The following is a 25,219-nucleotide window of genomic DNA, read 5'->3' as shown; positions in this document are numbered from 1 at the left end:
CGCACCCCTCCCTTCCCCGCTCGCCGCCGTCCGGGCGGCGCCGCCATCGCGCCGGTCAATCCGGCAGTTTTTGTCGCAATCGGCTCAGCACCGCATCGGTTCCGGCGTCGTCGGCCATGATCCCGGCGTCGCGCAGTTTGCGTTCCAGCGCGTCGCCGCGATCGGTGCGCGCCAGTTGCTCGGCCGCTTCCACCCGCGCGCCGCGCTCGGCTTGTTTTTGCTTGATCCGCGCCAGCGAGTCGATCGCGGTCGGCATCTTGTGCGCCCCGGCATAGCGCTGGGCGACCGCGGCCTGCGCGCGCTGCACGCTCTGAGTCGCCTTGACCGTGTCGAGCTGTTGTTTCAAGCGGCGGATATTGCCTTCGGCCATCGCCACGGTCTTGCGCAGCTCGGCCACGCTGGCGGCGAGCTGCTGCAGGTGGCGTTGGTCGTCGCCGCGCCCCGCTTCGAGCTGCACGATCTTATCGGCGACTTCGCGCGCCAGCGCTTGCTCGCCCGAGGCCAGGGACTTGATCGCGTAGGTTTCGTATTCGGCGATCTTCTCGCCCGATTCGCTCAGCGCGCGCTCGGCCAGGGTGTGGCGGGCGAGCAGGTGCGCGAGCGATTCGCGCGACTGACGCAGTTCGATGTCGCAGTCGCGGATTTCCTGATCGAGGATGCGCAGCGCGCGGCTGTCGACCCAGTCTTCGCCGAGCTCGTGCGCGCCCTCGCGCAACGAGCCGAGCAGCTTGCTCCAGATATTGCCGCCATCGGACTTGGGCATGTCAGGCCGCCTCCAGCAGCTGCTGCTCGTAGGCTTCGGTGGCCTTGATCACGTTGTCGGCCAGGGTCTCGATCTCGTACAGCACGTTCGACAGCGAGGACGCGGCGCTGAGCGAGCCGAACATCATGTACACCGACTCGCCGTCGGCCAGGGTCTCGATGCCGATGGTCGACAGCGGGAAGATCACCTTGTGGGTGCGCAGCACTTCTTCGTTGAACGCGGCCGGGTCGCGCACATGCGAGACCGGCCACAGCAGCGCCTCGACCACGATCTGGTCGCCGACCACGGCCAGGAACAACGGCAGGTCGCCGTAGTCGCCCATCACCAGATGCAGGCTGGCCTGCGCGCCGTCGATCAGCTCGATATGCGATTCGCCGTAGACGAATTCGTCGGCCTGCGCCAATGCGTCGAACAGCCCTTCGGCCGTCCATACCTTTCCGTCGCTCATCGCCCTCTCCACGCGTCCACGCCCCGGCGCCGCACCGCGCGGCTGCCGCATCCGCTTCTCCACCACCAGCAGTTCGTCCGCGAACTCGGGCAGCACCCACAGCTCTTTCTTGACCAGCCCCTTGTCGCGAAGACGTTCGCGATGGCGGCGCTGGTAATAGGCGGAGGATCGGCGTTCCATGGCGGTCACGTTAGTTCATCACATGTGACATTGGCAAGGCATGACATGTAAGAGCCGACGAACGGTGATGTTGGCCACGGAATACGGTCGGCGGGTCAATGAATTCAAGGGCTTGGGGAAACGAGGGGATGAAGCTGGCGTCGTTGGCGGGGTTGCGTGGTCGCGGCTTGCGCCGCTCCTACATGGGCCATCTGTAAGAGCGGCGCGAGCCGCGACCGCGTCGCCTCGACCACGACGAAACCCGACCGGCGACCGCGAAGGCCGCCGGCCACGCATCAGGCCGGGATGTCGTGCAGCTTGCGCGCTTCCTCGATGCGCCGCTTCACTTCGGCATCGAGCTCGCCGAGCTCGGCCTGCTTGAAGATGTTGCCGAGCACGCGCTTTTCGTCTTCGTCGACCAGTTTGTCGCGCAGGGCGAGGTCGAGCAGTTTCTGCAGTTCGGCGACGTCGAGCGTGCCGTCGTTGGTGAACACCGGGATCGAGGCCAGGGCGATCTCGAGGTGGCTCTTGGGCTGGGCCATGTCGGCAACTCCGTTGCGGGTGAGGAATCGGTCCTTGGCGCGGCGGCGAAGACGACGCGCGCGCGGAAGGCCTCGACTATAGCAAGCGTGAGCGCGTGCACGTATCGCGACGATGCGCCGATGTTTTCGGCCGCCGCGTTTGCAGTGTGGCGCTTGAGCACCGCGGTTATCCGTAGGTACGGCTTGCGTCCTGACGCTTTGCGCTGCGATCGTCGCGATCTTCCACGGCGTAAGTGCCAACAGCGTTTATCGAAAGGCGTCGTTGGCTGAAACCGCTCCACCGAAACAACGCACTTGCGCAAACGAACGAACCCGTTCGATCAGCGCGCGCATGCGCCAGCATCCGAACACACACTGGTCCGCAAAAACAAACAGGCCCGATGCTTTCGCACCGGGCCCGTCGTTGTTTCGATCGCCGTTCGCCGCGCCGGCATCAACGCCGCGCGGATCGTGCGAAGTTGTTACCAGACCACTTCCGCCATCGAGCAGTTCAGGCCCGAGCCGATGCCCAGCAGGGCGACGCGGCTGCCCTTCTTCAGGCGGCCCATCTCGCGCAGCTTGCTCAGCACGATCGGCACCGAGGCCGGACCGATGTTGCCGTGCTCGCCGAAGATGGTCATGACCTTCTTCGGGTCGATGCCGAAGGCCTTGAGGAAGGCCTGGGTGTGGGCGCGGCTGACCTGATGGATCACGAACTCGTCGAGCTCCTCGACCGCCCAGCCCAGCGCGGCCTTGGCCGCGGCGAAGGTCTTGTGGCCGAGCTTGAGCCCTTCGATCATCAGCATGCGGCCGTCGGCCACCATGCGGTCGTGGTGCAGATCGCCCACGCACAGATGGTTCCACTCGGTCGCCGAACGGGTCACGCCGCCGCGGTACTTCGGCGCGCCGGGCACCAGTTCCGAACGCGCCAGCACCATCGCCGCCGCGCCGCAGCCCAGGGTCAGGGTCGCCATCTCGTCGCGCAACTGCGCTTCGGTGACTTCGGCATGGCTCAGGCGTTCGAGGGTCTTCTCGTACGCGAGGTTGGCGGTTTCGCCGTCGACGATCAGGGCGTAGTCGATCTCGCCGCGCTCGATCATGCGACCGGCGATGTCCATGCCGTTGATGAAGGCCAGACAGGCGTTGGCGACGTCGAAGTTCTGGCAGTTCTCGCCCAGGCGCAGATTGCCCGAGACGATGCTGGCCGTGGACGGCTCCAGGTAGTCGCGGCTGACCGAGGTGTTGACCAGCAGACCGATGCGGTCGGCGTCGATGCCGGCATCGGCCAGCGCCTTGACGCCGGCCAGGGTGGCGGCGTCGGAAGGCTTCATATCGCCGTCCCAAAGACGGCGTTCGCGCACACCGGCGACGTCCTGCAGTACATCCACTTTGATGCCGAGGCGGTCGAGCGTCGGCTTGAGCCGGGCGTTGATCTCATCGGACGTCAGCTTTCGCGGCGCATCGACATGAGCGAGGCCGGCGATGGCGACATGTTGGAACAGCATGGGCGTTAAACCCTTGGGGCAGAAAAGTGCGACAGCGTAGCGTCTTCCCGCCCCCCGCGCATTAGCTCCGGTCACACCGCGACCGGGGTACCGGCCGGCATTGGCGGCCTAAAACCCTTGCCAAACAATCAATTACCGACGTTACCGGCACGTAAAAAACCCGTACGCGGCCGTTTGGAAGCCCGCTCAGCCACCCACCGGGTAGGTCTGGGCGCCGCCGGAAGCCGGTTTTTGCGCAGCCGGGGCCGCGCCGGGGCCGCAGCGGTAGGCGGCGAAACGCTGCGAACCCTGCGACGGATCGGCCAGCGGCTGGATGGTATCGGCCTGCAGGCCGGGGGCCTCGTTGCGGGCCAGGGTTTCCAGTTCCTCGCGCACGCGCAGCGCGTTGCGCTCGTAGAAGGCGACGTTGTGCTTGACCGACACCACGACTTCGCCGCGCTTCTCGCAGCCCGGCGCCGCGCCCGCGGACAACACCCGCACCGCCTGCGCGCCCGGCGCCATGTTGACCCAGGTGCAGGCCGACGCGCTCAACGCCAGAACGATGGCTGACAGGGACAGCAGTGCCGGTGCGCGCATGAGGACCTCGGGTAGGGATTGGACCGGGCGCATTGTGGCTGGAATCGGCTGAGTGGGGTAGGAATGTTTGGGAGTTGGCGTTGGCGTTGGGAATCGGGAATCGGGAATCGGGAATCGGGAATCGGGAATCGGGAATCGGGAATCGGGAATCGGGAAGAGCGTAGCGTTCTATCGCTGCCGGTTACGCAAGCTATCCGAAGCAACGTACTTACACGTCCAACGTACTTACCTACCGTCATTCCCGCGAAGGCGGGCTCCGCCTTACTTCGGCGAAGCCGAATATCCAGGGCCTTTCGTGCGAGAACGCCTGAAGTCACTGGATTCCCGCCTTCGCGGGAATGACGGATAGGAGAGATGACGCTGAAGCCTCTGGATGTTCGGCTTCGCCCAAGTACGGCAGAACCCGCCTTCGCGGGAATGACGGCCTGGAGAGTTCTGGAGTTGTCGGTGCATGCCGCAAACCGATAAAGCACAACGGGCCGCATCGACGATGCGGCCCGCTGCATGCAACTCAACTCACTTCACTTCATGGCCACCGCGACACAGCGACCGCGACCAACCCACCCCGCGATCGCACAACCACCCTCACCGCACCGGCTTGCCATCGTTGTCGATCACCTGCACCTGACCGATCTTCAAGTCGCGGATCGGCTGCTCGATTTTGGACAGGTCGCCGACCACCACCCAGGTCAACGCGTCCGGGTCCAGCGCCTTGGCCGCGGCCTGGGTCAGCGCCGGGGTCATGGCGTCGTTGCGCGCCTTGTACTGCAGGATGTAATCGGCCGGGCGGCCGTAACGCTGGTCGGAACTGACCTGCAGCATCACCGCGCTATTGGTTTCGTAAGCGCCGGGCAGGCTCAGGGTGTTGGCGGCGCGGACCTTGGCGACTTCGGTCGCGGTCACCGGGGTGGCGCCGCTGGCGAAGGCGCCGATCTCGCGCTTGAGTTCTCCCAGCGATTCGACCGTCTTGTCCGACTGCACCGCGGCCTGGGCGATCCACGGACGCTGGCCCTTGGCGTTGCCCGCGCCGCTGTAGGAACCATAGGCCCAGTGCTTGTCCTCGCGCAGATTCATGTTGAGGCGCGAGCTGAATTCGCCGCCCAGCACGCCGTTGGCGAAATCGAAATCGATCGTGCCCGCATCGCCGGTCGGCGCGATCAGTTCGCCGACATAGAGGTTGGACTGGATCGCGCCGGGCTGGTCGACCAGGAACACCCGCGGCGCCTTCGGCCGCGCGACCTCGGCCAGGTCCGGCAAGGCCGGGGCGCCGGCCTTGGCCTTCCAGTCGCCGAAACGGCGTTCGAGCAGCGGCACGATCTGCTTGAGCGTGGTGTCGCCGGCCACGATCACCCGCACCCGGTCGGGCTGCAGCCAGTCGTTGTGGAACGCGACCAGATCCTCGCGCGTCAGCGAAGCGATCGAGGCCTCGGTACCGGTGCCGGTGAACGGAATCGCATACGGGTGATCGGCCCCGTACAGCAGCGGCGGCAGCACCCGCAGCGCGGCGGTCTGCGGACGCGCTTTTTCCTGCTTGATCCCGGCCAGCCACTGCGCGCGCACGCGCTCGATCTCGGCGGCGTCGAAGCGCGGACGCAGGACCACGTCGGCGAGCAGGTCGAGCGAGGGCTCGAGCTTGTCGGTCAACGCCGACAAGGACACGCTGGCGGTGTCGAGGCTGGCGTCGCTGCCCAGTTGGGCGCCCAGCGCCTCCTTGCGTCCGGACAATTGCAGCGCGCCGTACTCGCCGGCGCCTTCGTCGAGCATGGCCATGGCGAAGCTGGCGGTGCCGAGCTTGCGGCCCTGGTCGGCGCTGAAACCGCCGGGGAATTCCATCGACAACTGCACCACCGGGGTTTCGTGGCGTTCGACCAGCACCACCTGCATGCCGTTGCTCAGGCGCGCGGTCTGCGGCGTGGGGAAATGCAGTTCGGGGAAGCTCGCGGTGACGGGCACGCCGGTGCTGCGGTCGAGGTCGGAGGCAACGGTCTTGAAGCGCGGGTCGGCGTCCGGGATCGCCGCCGGCTTGGTCGCCGGCGCGGCGCGCACGGTTTCCGGGATCGACGAGGCCGGCTTGTCGCCGGGCTGCACCAGCAGCGTGTGCGAACCCACCCCGAGCCACGTGCGCCCGGCCGCCTGCACGCTGGCGACGCTGGCCTTATCCAGATCCTTGAGTTCGTCGCGATAGCAATCGGGCTTGCCGAGCAGCACCGCGCAACGGGCGAGCACGTCGGACTTGCCGCCGAAGCCGCCGATGCGTTCGATGCCGCGGACGAATTCGGCGCGGGTCGAGGTCTTGGCCTGTTCGAGTTCTTCGGCAGTCGGACCGTCCGCGATCAAGCGCTTGACCTCCTCGTCGATCGCCGCGCGCACCTTGGCCGGGTCCACGCCCTGCTTAACCGTGGCCATGATCACCAGGGTGCCGCTGATCTCGGCGTCGTTGATCGACACGCTGGCGCCGTCGGCGAGGCGGTCCTTGTGCACCAGCCGCGCGTCCAGGCGCGAAGCCGCGCTGCCGCCGAGCACCTGCGCGAACAGTTGCAGGTCGATGCCGTCGGCGGCGCCGAACTGGGCGACCGGCCAGGCGCGGTAGATGCGCGCCTGCGGTACCCGGTCGGGAATGACTTCCTCGGTGTCGCGCTCGCGCTTGGGAATGCGCGTGGCCATGTCGGCCAGGGTCGCGCTGGCCGGGATGTCGCCGAAGTAACGCAGCGCCTTTTGCTTGGCGGTGGCCAGGTCGATGTCGCCGGCCAGCACCAGCACCGCGTTGTTCGGGCCGTACCAGCTGCGGAACCAGGTCTTCACGTCGTCCAGCGACGCGGCGTCGAGGTCGGCCATCGAGCCGATGGTCTGCCAGCTGTAGGGATGATCGGCCGGGTACAGCGCTTCGTACAGCTTGGCGCTGATGCGGCGGCCGTAAGGCTGGTTTTCGCCCTGGCGCTTTTCGTTCTGGACCACGCCGCGCTGTTCGTCGAGGGTCTTCTGGTCAATCGCGCCGAGCAGATGTCCCATGCGGTCGGATTCCATCCACAGCGCCATGTCGAGCGCGGTCGTCGGCACGTTCTGGAAATAATTGGTGCGGTCGACGTTGGTGGTGCCGTTCTGGTCGGTCACGCCGACCAGTTCGAACGGGGTGAAGAACTCGCCCTTGTAGTTTTCCGAACCCTGGAACATCAGATGCTCGAACAGATGGGCGAAGCCGGTGCGCCCGGGCTGCTCGTTCTTGCTGCCGACGTGATACCAGACATTGACCGCGACGATCGGCGCCTTGCGGTCGGTGTGGACGATCACCCGCAGGCCGTTGGGCAGGGTGAACTCCTGATAGGGAATCGAGACCTCGGCCTTGGACGCGGCCAGCGCGGGCGCGGCGACGCCTCCGGCCAGGGCGAGGCCCAGCGCCAGGGCGAGCGCGCCGGTGCGCGGACGAAGGGACAGCGAGCGGGACGAGGGCATGGAAACTCCTTGGAAAAGCAAACGTCCGCGGGCGGACCAAGGCCCCCATCCTAGGCGGGCGGGGTGCCGCCGGCATAGGTCGCCGGTCACAGGGGGTGGAGCCGCGCTTTTGCGTTCGCCGGAGGATGTGCCTTTTACGTTGACGCCGAACCGGGCGGCATAATGCGCGCATGTTCGACGTCATCCTCTACCAGCCCGAAATCCCGCCCAACACCGGCAACGTGATCCGCCTGTGCGCGAACACCGGCGCGCGCCTGCACCTGATCGCGCCGCTGGGCTTCACCCTGGAAGACAAGCAACTGCGCCGGGCCGGGCTGGACTACCACGAGTACGCCAGCCTGCGCGTGCACGACAGCCTCGACGCCGCGCTGGCGGCGATCACCGAAGCGCAGTCCGCCATGCCGCGATTGTTCGCCCTGAGCACCCGCGGCCGCACCCGTCACGACAGCCCGCAGTACCGCGCCGGCGACGCCTTCCTGTTCGGCCCGGAGACCCGCGGCCTGCCGCAGGACGTGCTCGAGGCGGTGCCGGAACAACAGCGCCTGCGTTTGCCGATGCGGCCGGAGAATCGCAGCTTGAACCTGTCGAACTCGGTCGCGGTGGTGGTGTTCGAGGCGTGGCGGCAGTCGGGGTTCGTGGGCGGGGAGTAACGATCGGCCGACGTAGTTTCGTCGCGGCGAACGACGAATCCCCCGACCCTTGCGTGGAGTCGAGGGATTCGTTTTCCGTCAGACGTCCCCGACCGCTCAGCGATTACGGAACCGATACAGGTAGTAAGGCGGCTTCCCCTGATCGGCGCCGCCGGTGAAACTCGGCGTGGTGTCGAGCTGATTGGCCGATACGTAGATCCAGCCGTCCGGTCCGAAGCTGATGTTGTCCGGCCATTGCAGGCGCGGATCGCGAATCAGCGGCTGCAGGCGGCCGTCGCGCTCCTGGCGGACGATCGCATGCGCCTGCAGATCGGTGAAGTAATGCCGGCCGGCCGCGTCGGTCAACGCGCCGTCGCTGATCGGCTTGTTGCCGGCCGGCTGGATCGCCGCGGCGATGGTGGCGTCGTCGGCGCCTTCGCGCAGCAGCCGCGTCGGCAACCGGTACCAGGCGGTTGCGTTCATTGCGCCGAAGTACAGGGTGTCGCGGTCCGCCGACAAGGTGATCGGATCGATCGCCACCCGCGCCGGCTTGCCATTGAAGTGAATCACCCGGCCGTCGATGACCATGTCGATGTTCTCGGCCTGCAGCGAGGCGTGACCGCCGAACCGGCGCGCTGCTCCGGTTTTGAGGTTCAAGGCGATGATGCCCGGATCGGCGATGTCGGCCAGATACGCCCAGCCGCGGCGCTCGTCGATGACGAAGTCCTGCACGAAACTTCCTTTCGGCGCGACCTCGGACGGCAACTCGATCTTCTCGATCACCGCGTTCTTGCGCAGGTCGAACGCCCACAGCCGGGTCTTGCCGAGTTGCAGGCCCATGTCGATCACCCACAGGCGATCGCGCCGGTCGACGCTGAGCCCCAGCATGCTGTCGAAGGTCGCGTCCGAGGGCGCGGCGCCGTTCTTTTGCAAGGCCAGATTCGGATACGGGACGATGCGCCCGTCCTTGACCTCGCCGAGCTGGACCTTCGGATCACCGAGCGCGTGGAAGGTGGCGAACACGCGACCCTTGGCCGAGACGGCGACATTGCCCGGACGCACGTCGGACGCGGCGACTACTTCCAACTGCGGTCCGAGATTCGCGTCGGCCGAGGCTTCGGCGGCTTTGACGGCGGCAGCGGCACTCGACCACGCCAAGGCGGCGGCCAACAGGGAAACGATCGGAGCTTTCATGAGAACACTTCCTGAGCGATGAGGGAAACGGCGCGAGCCATAGGCTGAGCGCTTGCCCGCCCGGGAAAAACCCGGCATAAGCCGGTTCTGTTTCGTCCGGATGTTGAAAATGAAAGCCTTCGCCGACCTCGCCGTGTTCGTGCGCGCCGCCGACGCCGGCAGCCTGTCGGCGGCGGCGCGCGCGCTCGACATCAGCCCGGCCGCGGCCAGCGCCACGCTCAAGCGGCTGGAAGCGGAACTGCACACGCAATTGTTCGTGCGCTCCACCCGCAGTCTGCGGCTGACCCTGGAGGGCGAACGCTTCCTGTCGCACGCGCGTGAAGCGCTGCGCGCGATCGAGGACGCCGAGCAGGCGCTGCGCGGCGATCAGGCGACGCTGCGCGGCAATCTGCAATTGTCGATGCCGTCGGACCTGGGCCGCAGCCTGGTCCTGCCGTGGCTGGACCGCTTCATCGCCGAGCATCCGCATGTGCAGTTGCGCGCGAGCCTTTCCGATCATCTGGCCGACGTCTATCGACAGCCGGTCGACGTGGCGCTGCGTTACGGGCCGCCGCCCGATTCGAGCCTGATCGCGCTGCCGTTGAGCCCCGACAACCGCCGCGTGCTGTGCGCCTCGCCGGACTACCTCGCGCGCCGCGGTGCGCCGGAGCATCCAGAGCAACTCGCCGAACACAATTGCCTGCGTCAGATGATCCGCGGCGAAATCCACGAACGCTGGCGCCTGCAGCGCGGCGACGGGGACTGCACCGTCCGCGTGCAAGGCGACCGCGTCGCCGACGACGGCCACGCGGTCAAGCAATGGGCGCTGGCGGGGCACGGCATCGTCTATAAATCCTGGCTCGACGTATCGCGCGAGGTGCTCGACGGACGCTTGCAGGTGCTGTGCCGCGACTGGCGCGGCGAAAGCGCGCCGTTGAACCTGATCTGCCCGGATCGGCGACTGCTGAGCCCGCTGGTGCAGGCGTTGCGCGAGTTCCTCACGCAATGTTGCGATGCCACGCCTGCTATACCGGTTTGAACGCCGCCCGGCGCGCGCGGCGCTGGACTTTATATCGCTGAATCCATGATTGATCGGCGCAAAAAAAAGCCCTCTCCCTACCGGAGTTCAGGAGAGGGCAACTGAGGCGAGGGGAAGCGAATCAGCCGGCGGCGGCGGTCACCCCGGCGTCCGCCCGTATACGTGTCGCCCGATGCAGGCCGGCGGCGCTGAACAGACCGACCGCGCAGAACACCATCCACGGTAACCACGGCCAGTGCTTCATCGCCGCCAGATCGACCATCCAGCCGCCGGCGACATTGCCGATGCCGCCGCCGACCGCGAGGCTGAGCGAACTCACGCCGAGGAAGGTGCCCAGCGCGCGCGGATCGGCGAGGCCGGCGATCAAGGTCTGCTGGGTCGGCCGGGTCATCAACGCGCCGATCGAGAACGCACCCACGCACACCAGCAGACCGGCGAAGTCGCGCACCAGGCCGATCGCGCCGGCTGCGAGCGACATCACCACCACCCCGGCCACCAGCACCTGCGCGCTGCTCCAGCGTCGTTCCAGCCAGCGCACCAGCCCGTATTGCAACGCCACGGTCAGCCCGGCACTGAGCGCGAACATCACCCCGACGCTGTCGACCGTGCCGGTCAGGCGCTGCGCCAGCAACGGAAAGCTGATGTTGATCTGCACCGCGACGAACCAGTACAGCATCATCAAGCCGACCAGCACGATGAAGGCGCGGTTGCCGCGCACCAGATCCAATCCATGCCGCAACGGCGGCGGCTGTTCGGGCATGCGCACCTGCGGCAAGCGCAGCGCGACCAGGAAGTTCAACGCGAAGCAGGCCGCCGCCGCCAGACACACCACGCGGAAGTCGTAATGCAACAGGGCCACGCCCAGCAGCGGGCCCAATGTGGTCGCCACGCCGCTGATCCAGTTGCTGATCGCGTAATAGCGCGGCCGGGTGTTTTCGTCGGTCAGCGCGGCGATCGAGGCCTGATACGGCGCTTCGAACATGGCCCCGCCCAGGGCCGACAGCACCATCGCGCACAGCAGCATCGGCAGCGCATCGGCGAAGGCGAGGCTGGCGAAACCCGCGGCGCGCAGCAGCACGCCCAGGCAGATCATCCGCCGCGCGCCGTAGCGATCCGACAACACGCCGCCGACCAGGGCCAGCCCTTGCTGGGTCAGTTGCCGCACCGCCAGCGCCAGCCCCACCGCCGCGGCCGCCATGCCCAGGTCGTTGACGAAATGCACCGCGACCAGCGGCATCAGCATGGCGAAGCCGGTCACCATGAGAAAGGTGTAAACCAGCAAGCCATGCAGCCCGCGACGCCGCGCGGCTTCGCTCAGCGTCGCGCCCTCATCGATCGTCACCGACGTCGCCTCCACTTCGCGCCCTCAGGCCGCCACGCGCGCATCGCCGGCGACGAAGCCTTCGGCGCGGTACAGATGGATCGGGGTGGGATCGGCGCTGAACTGCGAGAACGGAAACGGTTCGGCCGACACCGCGGCCACGCCGTCGCCGAGGAAACGCGGCACGATCGCGCTGCCGGTCTGGGCGTAGACGATCAGCGGGATAGTGCGCAAACGCGTGGTCGCGAGGATCTCGTCGAACGAACCGTTGCTCAGGGTCATGCCGGTGGCGATGACTAGGTCCGCCTGCGCCAAAACAAGCGCCATGTCTTTAACTACTTCAGTACCGTCGGCCGTCCGCTCCATATTGAAGTCGCAAGGCAAACAGATCCCGCCATGCGCGCGGATCGCATCGACCAGCGGATTGACCACGCCGATCAAGCCCACCCGCATGCCAGGCTCGATCCGCAGCAGGCTGGCGATCGCCTGATCGCGCGCCTTCGCGCGTTGCAGCGGCGTGCCGTGCGGCAGCATGAACACCTGCGCCTGCGCGGCCTCGCGGTGCGGCCGCACCAGCGACAGATAGGCATCGAGCGCGGCGATCCGCACCGGCGTGCGCTCATCGCGCAGCAGCTCGGCGACGCTGCGGCCGGACAGTTCTTCTGCGATCACCGAATCGAGCTGATCGCGTTCGACGCAACAACCGCCGAAACCCGATTCCACCCGCAGCACCAGGTAGTAGTTGCGGTACTTGGTATCGGTGCCGGGGAACTGGGTGCTCTGGCGGACCCAGAACGCGCCCACCGCATGCAGCTGCGCCGGGTCGTCGCCGTAGTCACCACGCAGGACGGCGGCGGTGAGGTCTGCGACGCAGGTGTGGGAGAGGGGTTTGATGGCGGTGAGCATGATGGGTCTCGGAGTGGGCGGACGGTGTGTGACGAGCGAAAAAGAGCGCTGGAGAGCCACGGATACGGCGGCTATGTTTTCGCTTCTGTAATTGCTGATGCTGTTGCTGTTGCTTTCCCCCCTTTGCAAAAGGGGGGCAGGGGGGATTTGCTGTTGCTGTGGCTGTTGCTGTGGCTTTTAGAGCAGGAGCAAAAGCGAATCCCCCCTGCCCCCTTTTGCAAAGGGGGGAAAAGCGGTGTGCGGGGGGCTTGGCGATCACTGGAAACGCATCACGCCGCGGCAGCTTCCGCGTAATGCAACACCACCCGCCCCAACGCCCGCTCGGCGTACGCGCGCGCTTCCAAGCCATCGGCATCGACCGCGACCACATGCCCGAGATAGCAAGCGTTATCGATCGGCGCGGCGACCTCGCTGCCCGCGATCGGCGACAGGCTCCATCGCTGCACCGCCGGATCGGCGTCCAACGAAGCCACTCCGTCGACCGTGGCGACATGACCCCCGCGCGGCGGCACCAGGAACTTGATCGCGGCGCTCGCCACGCCGGTAGGCTTGCGCACCAGATCCGGCTCGCGCCCCAGCGCCAGTTCGATCTGCGCATCGAGCAGGTCGATGCCGGTCACCCGCTGGATCAGTTCGGCGATGTAGTTGCCGCCCGGGCGCGGATTGATCTCGACGATGCGCGGCCCGCCCGCGGTGAGTTTCACTTCGGTATGGCTGATGCCGTGGTCGTGCCCGACCGCTTCCAGCACGCCGCACACCAGCGCTTCGATCGCCGCCGCCTGGGCCGGATCGAGCTTGGCCGGGAACATATGCCCGTCCTCGATGAAATAAGGAAATCCGGTCACGCTCTTGTCGGTGATGCCGATGACCGTGGTGCGGCCACGATAAGTGCAGGCTTCCACGCTGACCTCTTCGCCGAGCATGTACTCCTCCAGCAACAGCAGCGGCACCCGCGCCTGATCGCGGAAATTTCGCGGGAACTGTTCCAATGCATCGAAGGATTGACGCAACTCGCCTTCGTCGTGGATCAAGCGCACGAACGCGCTCGAGGCCAGATCGGTCGGCTTGACGATCAAGGGATAGCCGATCCGCTGCGCTTCGCGCTGGGTCTGCTCCCACGACTGAGTCACCGCGAACTTCGGATTCGGCAGACCCGCGCGTTCGATCGCCTCGCGCACCCGGTCCTTGCGCCGCTCCATCACCACATTGGCCGAGAACGCCTGCGGCAGGCCGAGCGCCTGCGCGACCTGGGCCACGGTGTCGATGTAGTAGTCGCAGATCGTCACCACGCCGTCGAACTTCAGGATCGCATGCTGCGCGCGCAGGAATTCGATCAGCGCCGGCACGTTGTTGGTTTCGGTGGTCAGCACGTGATCGGCGTGTTCGATCACCGGATGGATCTCGCGCGAACGCGCATCGAGATAGTGACCGCGATTGCGGGTCACGAAGGTGTAGCGATGGCCGAGCCGGCCGATCGCGGGCGGAAAGATCCGGCCGGTGCCGCCGACCCAGCTTTCGATCATCAACAAATGCGCCATGGCGAGAATGCTCCAGGAAAAATCAGGTGGCGGCGGCAAACGCCGGCGCCGGAACGGGAAGGACTTGCGGCGCGGGCGCCTGATCGTCGAAATCGGCGCGCCGCCACGCCATCGCCGACCACGGCAGCACCAGCCGATCGAGCGAATCGATGCGCGTGGGTTGCAGATCGGCCAGCGCCAGCGCCTGCTCGTGCTGAGCGAACACCCCGTCGACATAACGATGGCCGGTATCGGCGGCGAGAAAAACGATGTTGCGTTCGGGCCGCAGCGCGGCCTCGCGTTGCGCGACCAGATAGCAGCAGCCGGTCGACAGGCCGGCGAACACCGCGTGCTCGCGCAGCAACGCGATCGAGCCCGAAAGTCCGTAGTCGAACGACACCCAGTGGATTTCGTCGTACAGCCCATGGCGCACGTTGCGGAACGGAATCGAACTGCCGATGCCAGCGATGATGATGCCGGGGTCTTCGATGTGCTGGCAGCCGAAGGTCATGCTGCCGAACGGCTGCACGCCGATCAGTTCGACCGCGGGATCGTGCGCGCGCAACGCGCGCGCCAGCCCACCGGTCGAACAACCCGAACCCACCCCGCCGATCACGCTCAACGCCGCGCCGCCGATCGAGTCGAGCAGCAGTTCGGCCACGGGTTCATAACCGTCATAGTGGATATCGTCGTGGTACTGCTGCATCCAGTGCACCGACGGATCAGCGTCGAGCAGTTGGCGGATGCGCGCGACCCGCAGGCTCTGGTCCATCTTCAAGGTCGCCTGCGGCTCGACCTGCTCGATGGTCGCGCCGAGGATGCGCAGTTGCAGCATCAAGGTCTTGTCGACGGTCTTGGAGCCGACGATGTGGCACTTGAGGCCGAACTTGTGACAGGCCAGCGCCAGCGCGTAGGCATAGATGCCGCTGGAACTGTCCATCAAGGTCGCGCCGGGCTGGATGCGGCCTTGCGCGAGCAGGCGTTCGACCGCGACCAGGGTGGAATACACCTTCATGGTTTCGAACCGGGCCACGTACAGGTTCGGTCCGAGCCGCACCAGATCGGGCACCTTGATCGCATCGGCGATATGCGCATGCACGCTCATCAGAACCCCGTCTCGGCGAAGCGGCACTGGTGACCCAGGCCGCGGAAGAACGACGACAGCTCGCCCATGCGCGCCGGATCGGGGCGGGCGATGAACAGATAGCCGAGCAGGCTGCCGGTGTGGGCGACGACGATGCCGTCGGCGGCGAAATCGCGTTGGCGTTCGAGCAACACCGCGAGATGGCGCTTGGCGATCACGCCCTGCGCCAGTTCCGCGCTGCGCGTGGAGCACTCGCAGATGCGGCGCAGGTCGTGGCGCGCGAACGCGTCGATCGCGCGATCGAGGTTGTGCCGATACGCCGGCAGGTTGCGCTGGTAGTGAGCGAGCAAGGGATGGGCGACCTTCTCGGTCTCGACCATGCCGCCCTCGTCGATGTAGCACGCGTGCAGCCGCACCGGCGCATCGAACGCGCGCACGACTTCCTGGCGGCCGCTGAGGTACAGCGCATGGGTATCGAGAAACACGCTGTCGGAACGCTCGATCTCGCGCAGCAATGCGGCGATCACCGGCGCCGGCGAATGCAGGCCGAAGATCCGGTCCAGGCAGCGGATCGTCGCGACCAAGTCGGCGGTGGAACTGGCCATGCCCTTGCCGAGCAGTAATTCGGAGTCATGACTCCAACGGCCGATCGGCAGTCGCTTGCCGTAATGCCGCAGATACAACTCGATCGCGCGCCGGCACTTTTCCTTGCCGGCCAGCTCGACCTCGATGTCGCCCGCCTCGCCCGGAGTGAAATGCACCCAGCTGTATTTGCGCACCGGCAGCGAGATCAGGCCGATATGCAGTTCGCCGTCGTGTTCGTATGGCCCCTGCAGCAATTCGCCCAGGGTGCCGTGGCACACACCGCTGCAAATCGCGGGCGATGCATACCGCGACGCCGCGGCCGCCGATTCGGCGTAAGCCGCCTCGCCGCTTGCCGAACCCGCGCATGTCCCCTCCGGCGTCGCCGGCATGCCGCGTTGAAAGCCACCGATGTGTTGCTGCCGCAGCATCGCCACGTCTCCCCGTTGTGGATCGATCCGTCTTGGATTTGTCCGTCTTGGATCGGTCAGCCGTCGAAATCCACCGCCAGCTGCGCCACGTAGCGCCGCCCGTCGGTCAGGCCGAAACTGTTGTTGCCGTAGATGGTCCAGGTGTAGGTGTCGCCCGCGTTGGCGACCAGCAGGCGCAAGGTCGCCGGCGCCGAACCTAGCTTGAAGCGATAGCGCGCGCCGACATCGACCAGGGTGTAGGCCGGCACCCGGTTGAACCCGTCGCGCGAGGCGACGCGTTCGCCGTAGTGGCTCATCGCCAGATCGAACGACCAGCCCGGCAATGTCGGCGGGCGGTATTCCAGATCGCTGCGCAGCACCCGTTCGGTCTGGCCGATCGGACGATCGCCGACGCGCCCCAGCCGCACCGCTTCGCCGCTCACGCGCGGACGCATCAGCACCGCGCCGGCGACCAGACTCAGGCTGTCGACCGGCCGTCCGCTCAGGCTCAGCTCGAGCCCGCGATGGCGCACCTCGCCGATCGCGCCATAGACGTTGTTCTCGTCGGTGGTGAAGTACGGCTTGCGCACGTCGAACGCGCCGGCCACCAGTTTCATGCTGTCGGCGAAGGCCCAGCGCAGGCCGGCGTCGGTCTGGCGGGTGCGGATCGCGGCCAAGGCCTGATTGCGGTTGGCCGCATCGTCCGGCGCGATCCCGCTTTCTTCCAGACCACGGGTGTGCCCGGCGTACAACGCCAGCGATTTATTGACGTAGACCGACGCGGTCGCATTCGGCAACCACGGATCGTCGCGCGACGAGGTGCGCGGCAGACCGGGCTGATCGACGCTCTTGCGATAGCGGCTGCGCTGCACCCCCAGGCTCAACTCGCCGACATCGCGCCAACGGCCTTCGTAAGCCAATCCACCGGTCCATTGTTCGACGTGGTCGCGGGTACGCGGGCCGAATTCGAAACTATCGGGTTCCGGCATCGGCCGCGGTTCGCCGAGCCGGCGCCAGCCGTAATCGATCGCATCGGCCGAACCGCCGTAGTCGCTGTCGAGACTGCGCCCGCGCAGCGCCAGATGCAGCACATGCAGTCGCGGGCCTTCGCTGAAGCTGCGGCTCAGACGCAACTCGCCGCTGGTCGAGGCGTAGCGCTGGCGCGGATCGGCGATGACTTTCTCGCGGGTCATGCCGTCGGCCGTGGTGTCGACGAACAGTTCGGCGAAACCGCTGGGCTGGTTGTTGATCGAACGGAACACGCCGCCGGCCAGCGCCCAATTGTTGCCGAAGCGCGCCTTGCCGAGCACGCCGTAGTTGCGGCTGTCGTACTCGTTGTCCGACCAGGTCTGGCCGAAATGCCGACGCCGCGCGATCTTCGGCGGCAGATGATTGCCCGAGGTGATGATGGTCGGCGCGACCTCTTCGTCGCGGCCGCGCGAGATGCTCCAGAACGGCAGGATCTCGATGTTCTCGGTCGGCCGCCAGCGCGGCACCAGACCGGCGCGCAGATAGCGCGCGTCGGCGCCGTCGTAATACTCCTCGCGCGCGAACGAGATATTGCCGGCCAGACCGAAGCGTTGATCGACGATCGGCAACTTCGCATCCAGTTCCAGCGCCGGCGCGCCGTAAGCATTGAGCGCGGCGAGCACGCTGATCACGCGTTCGTCGCCGGCCTTCTTCAGCCGATAGTCGACGATGCCGGTCGGCGCCGGGAACGGATAGTTCAATGCCGACAGGCCGACCCGGATGGTCGAGCCTTCGACCAGGGCCGGCGGCACCGTGCCCTGGCGATCGAAGTAAACCCCGTCCATGCGCACGTTGCCGGCATCCACCGGCGAGAACCCGCGCACCTGCTTGCTGCTGTACAGGCCGATGGTTTCGTTGCCGAGGGTCGCGCCGAACGCGTCCTCGGCCGCGGTCACCGCATTGTCGCCGGCGCGTTGCGCGTGCGCGCTGCCGGCCAGGGCCAGCGCGCCGCTCAGACTCCAGATCCATCCATGACGTTGTTTCATCGCTTAAAGCTCCGTCGGCCAGCGCCGCAAACGCCGCAACGCCACGCCGGTCAGCAGCGCGGCCAATAGCAACAGCCAGGCCGCGAACGGCAAGGTCGCGGCGACCCGCGCCGAGGCCGGCAGCTCGGCGCCGAGGTAAACCGGGATCGCCTCAAACTCGGCGAAGTTCATCCGCCCGTAGCTGTTGGGCGGACGCGGCGTCGGCGTGGCGATCTCGCGCTGGATGCGCGGATAGAACCAATCGCGCAAGCGCAGTTGGTAGGCGCGCGTCTGCGCCTCGAAACGCCGATGGCGATCGCTATCGGTACCGGCGAGCACCGACAGCGCCTGTTCCAGACCGAGCGAGGGCGACACATAACCAGCCCAGTCCGACACGCGTTCGCGCGCGGCCCGCGCCGCCAGTTGACGTTCGCGCAACGGCGCCAGCCGTCGCTCCAACTCGAGCGCCAGGAAGGTCATGCGCGTCGCGTAATCGATCTTCGCGACGCGATCGGTCGCCCCGGCCAGATCGGCGCGCGCGCGGAACATCGCGGTCACGATCGCGTCGCGCTCGTCGCCGATCGCATCGTTGGCGCGGCGCTGCGCATCGACATAGGCCACCGGCGTGGGCGCATCGCCCAGGCGATCGGCCCAGGCGCTGCCGAGCAACGGCAGGCCGATCACCAGCGCCGCCCACAACGCGCCCATCAGGCTGATCGCGCCGGCGGCGCTGGGCCACGCCGACACCACGACGAATCCCAGCGCGGCCCAGAACGACAGGTAGGCCACCACCAGTGCCGCCGACGCGAACAGTTCCGGCATCGCCGCGGTCGCGTCGACCCCGGCGAACAACAGACTCACCACGAACAACAGCAGCGTCGCCGGCGCCAGCCAGGCGAAGATCGCGGCGACGCGGGCGCCGAGCCACGCCCGCGGCCCAACCCGCTGCGCGGCGATCAGCCGCAACATGCCGTGGTCGCGCTCGAACGTGGACAACAGACCGATCAACAGGATCGTCGCCACCGGCAACAGATAAATCAGCACGAAGCCCAGATCGAACCGGCCCAACCCGAGCCCGCGCGGGTTTTCGAAGTCGTACGCGGGTTCGGCGCCGAACGGCGTTTCCAGCTTGACCGGCAAGCGGCTGGGCATCAGGTCGCTGACCCCGACCGCGAGCGGCGACAGCGGCAGGTGCGGCTTGTCGCTCTGCGCGCGCAGGAAGTAACGGCTGAAACCGGCCACGTCGGTCGGGTCCTGCCAGTACGGCACCGGGCTCTCGGCCGGCTCGGCGTAACGGCGCGCGCGTTCGCGGATCTGCGCGCTCCAGGCCGCATCGGCGGCGTAGCTGCGCGCGATCGCCGCGGTCTGCGCGCGATGCAGGCTCGCGCCGCTGTACGCGCCCCACAGCATCGCCAGACCGAGCAAGGCCACCACCATCCACAGCAGGCGCTGGCGGCCGATATGGCGCAGCTCCCAGGCGAGCAGCGTGGCGAAACCCACCGTCACCGGCGCGGTATCGGCCGCGCGCACGCGCCCGGCCTCGTGTGCGATCGCGCTCATGGCTTCATCCTCCGCGCCGTCCACAGCAAGCCGGCCAGCGCGAGCAAGCTCCAGCCCAGCAATGCGAACAACGCCGCGGCGGCGTTACCCCACGCCGCGCCCAGGCGTGGCGGTTGATGACGGAATTCGGGAATCTGCGCCCACAGCGATTCGCCGGCGGTGTGACGCGCCTGTTCGCCGTTGAGCGGATGCGCCATCACGTCCTGGTTCATGCGATTGACCAGGGCGCGGCGGTAGCGCTCGGCGCCGTCGATGAAACCGCGGTGATGGACGAAATCGCTGCCGGCCAGCAGCGGCGACAGGCTCTGCATCGCCGCCATCGGCGACAACCAGCCCATCGCGGCGTAGGCGCGGTCCTGCGCTTCGACCCGGTCGTAGAAACCGCCGAGCACGCGATCGAACACTTCGTGCGAATGGCGTTCGCTCAGGTCCAGCTCGGCGCCGCGCAGATCCACGCTCAAGTCCTGCTTGCTGCGCGCGCCGTACTTGGCCAGCAAGGCGGCCTGATGTTTCTTCGCATCCTCGGCGGTCCAGAACGACGGCGCCTGATCGATCAACTGCTGCTTGACCGCCTGCGACGACGGCAACGGCTGCGCGCGTTCGACCGCGCTGTTGGCCCAGCGCGGCAAGGCCAAGCCGAACACGATCCACAGCCCGAACAGCAACGCGAGTGCACCGCGCACGCTGCCGGTCAGCATCGACACCGTCACCCCGACCGCGGTCAGCACCGCGAGATACAGCGACATCGCGCCGGCCCACAACAACAGCCGCAGCGCGATATCGCCGTCGAACGCATCCAGCGCCGCCGACGCGATCGTCGCCGCCAGCGTCACCGGCGCGACCAAGGTCGCCACCAATGCGAGCCAGATCGCCAGCGCCTTGCTCGCCACGATCGCGCGCGGCCGCAATGCCGCGCCGAGCGCCAACCGCAAGGTGCCGCGTTCGCGGTCCATCGCCACCGCGGTGAACGCGAGCAGGAACGCGACCAGCGGCGCGAAGCCGATCAGCAACCCGGCCGGGCTGGTCAGACCGGCGCGCTGCAAGGCCGAGGCATCGCCTTGCGGCCGATACAGCATGTCGTTCTGCACATGCGCTTCCAGCCACACGGTCTGGCCGACGAAGGGCTCCACGCCCAGATCGAGCGCGGCCAGCACCGGCGTGGGCTTGAACGCGAAGATGCTGTAGTGCGCGGCCGAATGCGGGTCTTTTTCGCCCTGACCGAGCCAGCGCGCGCGTTCGGCATGGGCGACCTCGGCCTTGGCGGCGTTGGCGGCGGCGATCGTCGACAGATCGACCGCGAACGCGATCAGCACCAGCGCGCCCAGGCACAGCAGCGCCCACCATGCGCGCCGGTCGCGGCGCAGCAAGGTCCACTCGTAGCGGGTCAGCGAAGCGCTCATGCGGCCTGCCCGTCCACCGCGAGCAATTCCAGATACAACGCCTCGATCTGCGCGGCCGACAACTCGGCGGTGTGGCGCTCGGTCAGCAATCGTCCGGCGCGCAGAATGCCGAGCCGGTGCGCGACGTCCTTGACCCGATACAGATCGTGGGTCGCCATCAGCACCGCGATGCCGCGCCGCGACGCCGCGCGCACGCCCTGCGACAGATCGTTGGCCGCGCTCGCATCCAGACCCGAGGTCGGTTCGTCCAACAAAAGCAACTGCGCGTTCTTGGCCAGCGCGATCGCCAGCCCGACTTTCTGCCGCATGCCCTTGGAGAAACCGGCGGCGCGCCGCGCATGTGCTTCGTCCTGCAAGCCCGCTTCGCTGAGCAGGGCGCGCGCCTGCGCCTCGTCGAGCCGGCGTCCGCCGAGCAGGGCGAAGTAGCTCAGGTTCTCGATCGCGCTCAAGGTCGGGTGCAGCATCACCGTTTCCGGCAAGTATGCGATCTTGGCCCGCGCGCCCAGCGGATCGCGGTCCACGCGCACGTCGGCGACTTCGATATGCCCCGACTCGGGCGTCAGGAAACCGAGAATCAAATTGAGCGTGGTGGTCTTGCCGGCGCCGTTCGGGCCGAGCAAGGCATACACCTCGCCCGGCGCGATCGTCATCGACAAGGCGTCCAACGCATGCCGTTCACCGAAGTCCTTGCGTACCGCGTGGATCTGCAAGGTCGGGGGTTGCCGCGGACTGGGCGGCGCTTGCAACAGGCTCATAGGTTCACCTTGAAAGTCAGCTCGACGCTGCGCGGCGCGCCGATCACGATCTGGTCGGCCGCGCCGCCCGACCAGTCGGCGTAGAACGCGTCGGTCAAATTGCGTCCGAACAGCGCGACCTCGCCGAACGGCAAGCGGTACGCGACCGACGCGTCCCACACCGTGTGCGCGGCGACGCGGATGCTGTTGGCGTTGTTGGTGTAGAACGCGCCGACATGGCGCGCGCCGCCGCCGAGGGTGATCGGCACGCGTTCGAAGCGGTAACTCGCGAACAGGTTGGCGACGCGTTCGGGCACGTTCGGCGGAACATTGCCGGCGCGATCCACGCCGCCCGCTTCGCGCAGCTCATCGAAGCGCGCATCCAGCAACGCCACGCTCGCGTCCACATGCAGCGCGCGGGTCAGCGCGGCCGAGGCCGACAGTTCGATGCCGCGCGAGGATTGCCGGCCGCCCTGGATCGACACATTGGCGTTGGCCGGATCGCGGGTGACGATATCGTCCTGTTCGATCCAGTAGCCGCCCGCGCTCAGCTCGACGCGGTCCTGCCAGAACGAACTCTTGATCCCGACATCGACCGCGCGGCCGTGGGTCAGCTCGAACTTCGAATTCGCCAGCGACAGCAGCGGCAGGCTGCCGACCGGCGCGACCGCTTCGCTGTACTGAGCGAACAGCTGGGTCTTGGAGGTCAGATCGAACACCGTGCCCAGTCGCCACGACAACGGCTCGTAGCGACGTTCGAAACGGCTCACGCTGCCGGTGTTGAAATCGCGGATGCTGCGTTCGAGTTCGATCCGGTCGTAACGCAGTCCGGCCAGCAGCAGCCAGCGCGGGGTCAGGTTGAGCGCGTCTTCGAGGAACAACGACGCCACCCGCGTGTTCGAATCGAAGTCGACCCTATTGCCGGCGCCCGGGAAATTGATCGCGTTGTCGTCGAACGAAACCCGGCCGCGCACCGGCGCGAACGGATCGACCGCGGTGGTGGTGCCGAAGCGGCGCATCACCGCGAAGTCGCCGTCGGTGAATTCGACGCCACCCGAAGCCCGGTTGCGCCGTCCCCCGATCATCCCATCCAGAAACAGCGTCGCCCGCTCATTCCAGAACTGATGATCGTGCTCGATCCGGGTGATGCCGCGATCGAGCAAGCCGCTGCGACGGTTGTAGGTATACGTCTCCGAATTCAACCAGCGCCGGTGCGCGTCGTAATAGCTGAACTCGTTAGTGAAACGCAGGCCGTCGCCGAGCTGCCAGGCAACCCGCGTGCGCAACCAGTCGCTGCGCGAATCCTGTACGCCGTTGCCGACGTTGTAGTTGCGATCACGAATGGCCTTGTCCAGCACCAAGCCGTTGCCGGTGCGAACCAGGCCGCTGGGATCGCGCGCGATCGCCGCCGGGATCAGCGGTGTGCCCCAGTACGCGGTGTCGTAATCGTCCTCGAAGTGATCCAGGGCGATGTCGATATCGAGCGTGTCGCTCGGCCGCCAGCGCGCGGCCAGGGTGGCCGAGGTCGAATCGCTGGCGGTGCCGTCGACATAGCCGTCGCCGCTGCGATGGCTGACGATCGCGCGCAGGGCCAGGTCATCGCCGACCGGCAGGTTCGCGTCGAGCGCGTAACGCTGGCTGCCGAAACTGCCCCAGCCGGCCAGCGCGGAAAACGCCTGGCCGTCGAAGTTCGGCCGCTTGGGCACCAGATTAATCGCGCCGGCCAGCGCGCCTTCGCCGTACAGCACCGAGGCCGGACCCTTGAGCACTTCGATGCGTTCGAAGCTCCAGCTGTCGAAGTCGCGGGTGATCAGCGGTGCCGCGGTCTGGCGCACACCGTCGATCAGCAGCGCGATCGCGCCGCCGCTGAAGCCGCGCATCGAGGTCATGCCCGGCGACGACGGCAGTTGCCCGGCCAGCACCCCGGGCGCGGCGTTGAGCGCTTCCACGCTGCCGCGCAGGCCGCGCGCCTGGATCTGGTCCTGGGTCAGGACCTCGACCATGGCCGGGGTTTCGCGCGCGCTCAGGCCCAGCCGCGAACCGGTGCTGTTGGGGCTGTCCAGCGAGGCCGCCGGGGTGGCGACGCCTTCGACCGTGATCCGGTCCAGCAGCTTGGGCGAGGCGCCGCCGGCCGATTCGGTGGCCGCGCTATCGGCTACTGCATCGGCCGGATGACCCGGTGTCGCGAGGTCCCGCGCATAGGCCGGCAAGGCCGCCACGACCGCGCACGCGAGCATCGCCCGCGCTATGTAGACCGCCCCTGGGCGGTCGCCCTGACTGCATTTGCTCACTGTGATCCGCGCCCCGAAGAAAGTGTGAATTGAAACGTTATATTATTTCAATTCGACCGCAATGTAAGTCGCGGTGCAGGGCACGTCAATACGCATCGCCTAGATTTCGTCTGGCGAATCGGATGGCGGCACACGCCGAGGCGCCCACGCTCTCGCGAGCACAGGCAATCAGGAGGGAGATCGGCGGCAGCCACAGGCCAAGCCGCGCGCGGCCGAACGGGCGAGCGCGGCGAGCGAACGGCTGGCGAACGCAGCGAGGAACGATGACGCCTGCCGCCGCGTCGGACGGCTCAGCCGAGCCGGATGAAATCGTTCGAGGCGCAGCGACGGGTGCGCTTGGCCACCTCGAAACCGTTGGCCGAACCCTTGTGGTCGGTGTTGCCTTCGATACTCAAGAAGCTTTCGCCATCGCCGTCGAAGGCGAAGCCGGTGTGGACCCAGTCGCTCGCGGTCTTGCGCACCAGAAAGATGCCGCATGCGCCGAGCGCGGCGAAGCCCGGATTGCCGCTGACCACCGACTTGCCCGCGACGAAGCGGCCGGCGTCCTTGGCCTGGCGCGCGAGTTCGTCGCAGCCGAAGCTGCCGGCGATCGGCGCGCTGCGCCCGGCCTTGTCGGCCGCCTGCTGCAGCACGGTGCTGACGAAGCCCGCGCACCAAAGCATGGCGTCGCCCTCGCTGCCCTTCATGTACAGACGCACCCACGGGCCGCGATTGGCGCCGCCGAGTTCGACCGGATGCGCGGCCAGATGCTGCTCGGCGAACCAGCGCACCAGTTGCGGATAGGGCTTGTTCGGCGCGCTCGCCGGCAAGGCCACCACGCGCGCCATCGGTTCGACCAGCGCGTTCCACACTGGCTGATTCAAGCTGCCGGCGTAAGCCAGTTGCTTGCGCGCGGCGAAGGCTTCAATCGCGCGATTGGTCGCCGGGCCGAACTTGCCGTCGATCGGCGTGCCATTGCCATGAAAGCCCAGCCATTCCTGGATGCGCCGGGTTCCCGCGCCGCTGGCGCCGTTGGTCAATGCGCCGGGGAACTCCAGCTCGCGACGCACATAAGTCTGATCCTGCAAAGGCATGGCCTTACTCCCTGTTGGCTGTTACGTCCATGAACACGACGAACCGACGGCTTGCGCGCGCCACACGGGCACGCGTCGCGCATC

The 25,219-nt window shown here is 67.2% G+C and carries 19 protein-coding genes and 1 pseudogene; 2 read left to right on the top strand and 18 right to left on the bottom strand.

Going from position 1 to position 25,219, the window contains the following annotated elements; translation table 11 throughout:
* Positions 1 to 55 precede the first annotated feature (55 nt).
* The 6 genes and pseudogenes from AC3A4T_RS17380 to AC3A4T_RS17355 form a co-directional block, all read right to left on the bottom strand.
* Positions 56 to 763 carry a PspA/IM30 family protein gene (locus AC3A4T_RS17380; RefSeq protein ID WP_487676502.1) on the bottom strand — a complete coding sequence of 236 codons (708 nt, stop codon included), beginning with the start codon at positions 761 to 763 and terminating at the stop codon, positions 56 to 58.
* Between the two features lies 1 nt (position 764).
* On the bottom strand, positions 765 to 1,391 hold the full coding sequence (bacA, locus tag AC3A4T_RS17375) for a biofilm formation regulator BacA (RefSeq protein WP_056113448.1): 627 nt from the start codon (positions 1,389 to 1,391) through the stop codon (positions 765 to 767).
* 275 nt (positions 1,392 to 1,666) lie between these two features.
* Positions 1,667 to 1,912, bottom strand: coding sequence for a hypothetical protein (locus tag AC3A4T_RS17370; RefSeq protein ID WP_487676501.1), 246 nt, complete (start codon positions 1,910 to 1,912; stop codon positions 1,667 to 1,669).
* A 461-nt stretch (positions 1,913 to 2,373) separates the two neighbouring features.
* Positions 2,374 to 3,396 (bottom strand): 3-oxoacyl-ACP synthase III, encoded by a 1,023-nt coding sequence (locus tag AC3A4T_RS17365; RefSeq protein WP_036107633.1) that lies wholly within the window; start codon positions 3,394 to 3,396, stop codon positions 2,374 to 2,376.
* A gap of 252 nt (positions 3,397 to 3,648) precedes the next feature.
* Positions 3,649 to 3,972: pseudogene (locus AC3A4T_RS17360) on the bottom strand (DUF4156 domain-containing protein); the annotation flags it as partial.
* A gap of 585 nt (positions 3,973 to 4,557) precedes the next feature.
* Positions 4,558 to 7,422, bottom strand: a complete 2,865-nt coding sequence (locus AC3A4T_RS17355; protein WP_487676500.1) for a M16 family metallopeptidase — start codon at positions 7,420 to 7,422, stop codon at positions 4,558 to 4,560.
* 170 nt (positions 7,423 to 7,592) lie between these two features.
* On the opposite strand from AC3A4T_RS17355, the gene trmL reads away from it, so the two are divergent.
* Positions 7,593 to 8,072 carry a tRNA (uridine(34)/cytosine(34)/5-carboxymethylaminomethyluridine(34)-2'-O)-methyltransferase TrmL gene (gene trmL / locus AC3A4T_RS17350; protein ID WP_487676499.1) on the top strand — a complete coding sequence of 160 codons (480 nt, stop codon included), beginning with the start codon at positions 7,593 to 7,595 and terminating at the stop codon, positions 8,070 to 8,072.
* 96 nt (positions 8,073 to 8,168) lie between these two features.
* Here the strand turns inward: trmL and AC3A4T_RS17345 are convergent, their stop codons facing one another.
* Complete coding sequence (locus tag AC3A4T_RS17345) at positions 8,169 to 9,245, bottom strand: L-dopachrome tautomerase-related protein (RefSeq protein WP_487676498.1); 1,077 nt, start codon at positions 9,243 to 9,245, stop codon at positions 8,169 to 8,171.
* Positions 9,246 to 9,354: 109 nt separating this feature from the next.
* Between AC3A4T_RS17345 and AC3A4T_RS17340 the strand changes: the two genes are divergently transcribed.
* Positions 9,355 to 10,263, top strand: a complete 909-nt coding sequence (locus AC3A4T_RS17340; protein ID WP_487676497.1) for a LysR family transcriptional regulator — start codon at positions 9,355 to 9,357, stop codon at positions 10,261 to 10,263.
* A gap of 121 nt (positions 10,264 to 10,384) precedes the next feature.
* On the opposite strand, the gene AC3A4T_RS17335 is transcribed toward AC3A4T_RS17340, so the two are convergent.
* The 11 genes from AC3A4T_RS17335 to AC3A4T_RS17285 form a co-directional block, all read right to left on the bottom strand.
* Entirely contained in the window at positions 10,385 to 11,605 is a 1,221-nt protein-coding gene (locus AC3A4T_RS17335; protein ID WP_487676496.1) for an MFS transporter, read from the bottom strand.
* A 24-nt stretch (positions 11,606 to 11,629) separates the two neighbouring features.
* A complete protein-coding gene (locus tag AC3A4T_RS17330) occupies positions 11,630 to 12,490 on the bottom strand; it encodes a Rossmann-like domain-containing protein (protein WP_487676495.1) in 861 nt (286 codons plus the stop codon).
* Positions 12,491 to 12,759: 269 nt separating this feature from the next.
* On the bottom strand, positions 12,760 to 14,028 hold the full coding sequence (locus AC3A4T_RS17325) for an ATP-grasp domain-containing protein (protein ID WP_487676494.1): 1,269 nt from the start codon (positions 14,026 to 14,028) through the stop codon (positions 12,760 to 12,762).
* A 22-nt stretch (positions 14,029 to 14,050) separates the two neighbouring features.
* A complete protein-coding gene (locus tag AC3A4T_RS17320) occupies positions 14,051 to 15,112 on the bottom strand; it encodes a pyridoxal-phosphate dependent enzyme (RefSeq protein WP_487676493.1) in 1,062 nt (353 codons plus the stop codon).
* A complete protein-coding gene (locus AC3A4T_RS17315) occupies positions 15,112 to 16,104 on the bottom strand; it encodes a GHMP family kinase ATP-binding protein (RefSeq protein WP_487676492.1) in 993 nt (330 codons plus the stop codon). The genes AC3A4T_RS17320 and AC3A4T_RS17315 overlap by 1 nt, the downstream gene beginning before the upstream one ends.
* A 56-nt stretch (positions 16,105 to 16,160) precedes the next feature.
* On the bottom strand, positions 16,161 to 18,098 hold the full coding sequence (locus AC3A4T_RS17310) for a TonB-dependent receptor domain-containing protein (RefSeq protein ID WP_487676491.1): 1,938 nt from the start codon (positions 18,096 to 18,098) through the stop codon (positions 16,161 to 16,163).
* A 3-nt stretch (positions 18,099 to 18,101) separates the two neighbouring features.
* On the bottom strand, positions 18,102 to 19,637 hold the full coding sequence (locus AC3A4T_RS17305; RefSeq protein ID WP_487676490.1) for a DUF3526 domain-containing protein: 1,536 nt from the start codon (positions 19,635 to 19,637) through the stop codon (positions 18,102 to 18,104).
* A complete protein-coding gene (locus AC3A4T_RS17300) occupies positions 19,634 to 21,037 on the bottom strand; it encodes a DUF3526 domain-containing protein (protein ID WP_487676489.1) in 1,404 nt (467 codons plus the stop codon). Before AC3A4T_RS17300 ends, AC3A4T_RS17305 begins: the two co-directional genes overlap by 4 nt.
* Positions 21,034 to 21,792: an ABC transporter ATP-binding protein gene (locus AC3A4T_RS17295; protein ID WP_487676488.1), complete on the bottom strand. Its 759-nt coding sequence runs from the start codon at positions 21,790 to 21,792 to the stop codon at positions 21,034 to 21,036. Before AC3A4T_RS17295 ends, AC3A4T_RS17300 begins: the two co-directional genes overlap by 4 nt.
* Positions 21,789 to 24,008: a TonB-dependent receptor gene (locus tag AC3A4T_RS17290; protein ID WP_487676487.1), complete on the bottom strand. Its 2,220-nt coding sequence runs from the start codon at positions 24,006 to 24,008 to the stop codon at positions 21,789 to 21,791. Before AC3A4T_RS17290 ends, AC3A4T_RS17295 begins: the two co-directional genes overlap by 4 nt.
* Positions 24,009 to 24,352: 344 nt before the next feature.
* Positions 24,353 to 25,135, bottom strand: coding sequence for a peptidoglycan-binding domain-containing protein (locus AC3A4T_RS17285; protein ID WP_487676486.1), 783 nt, complete (start codon positions 25,133 to 25,135; stop codon positions 24,353 to 24,355).
* Positions 25,136 to 25,219: the final 84 nt, after the last annotated feature.

Source organism: Lysobacter sp. Soil_N_51 (assembly GCF_057655755.1).
Note: the sequence above shows the minus strand (reverse complement) of the source record. Positions and strands in the feature narration are given on the sequence as shown.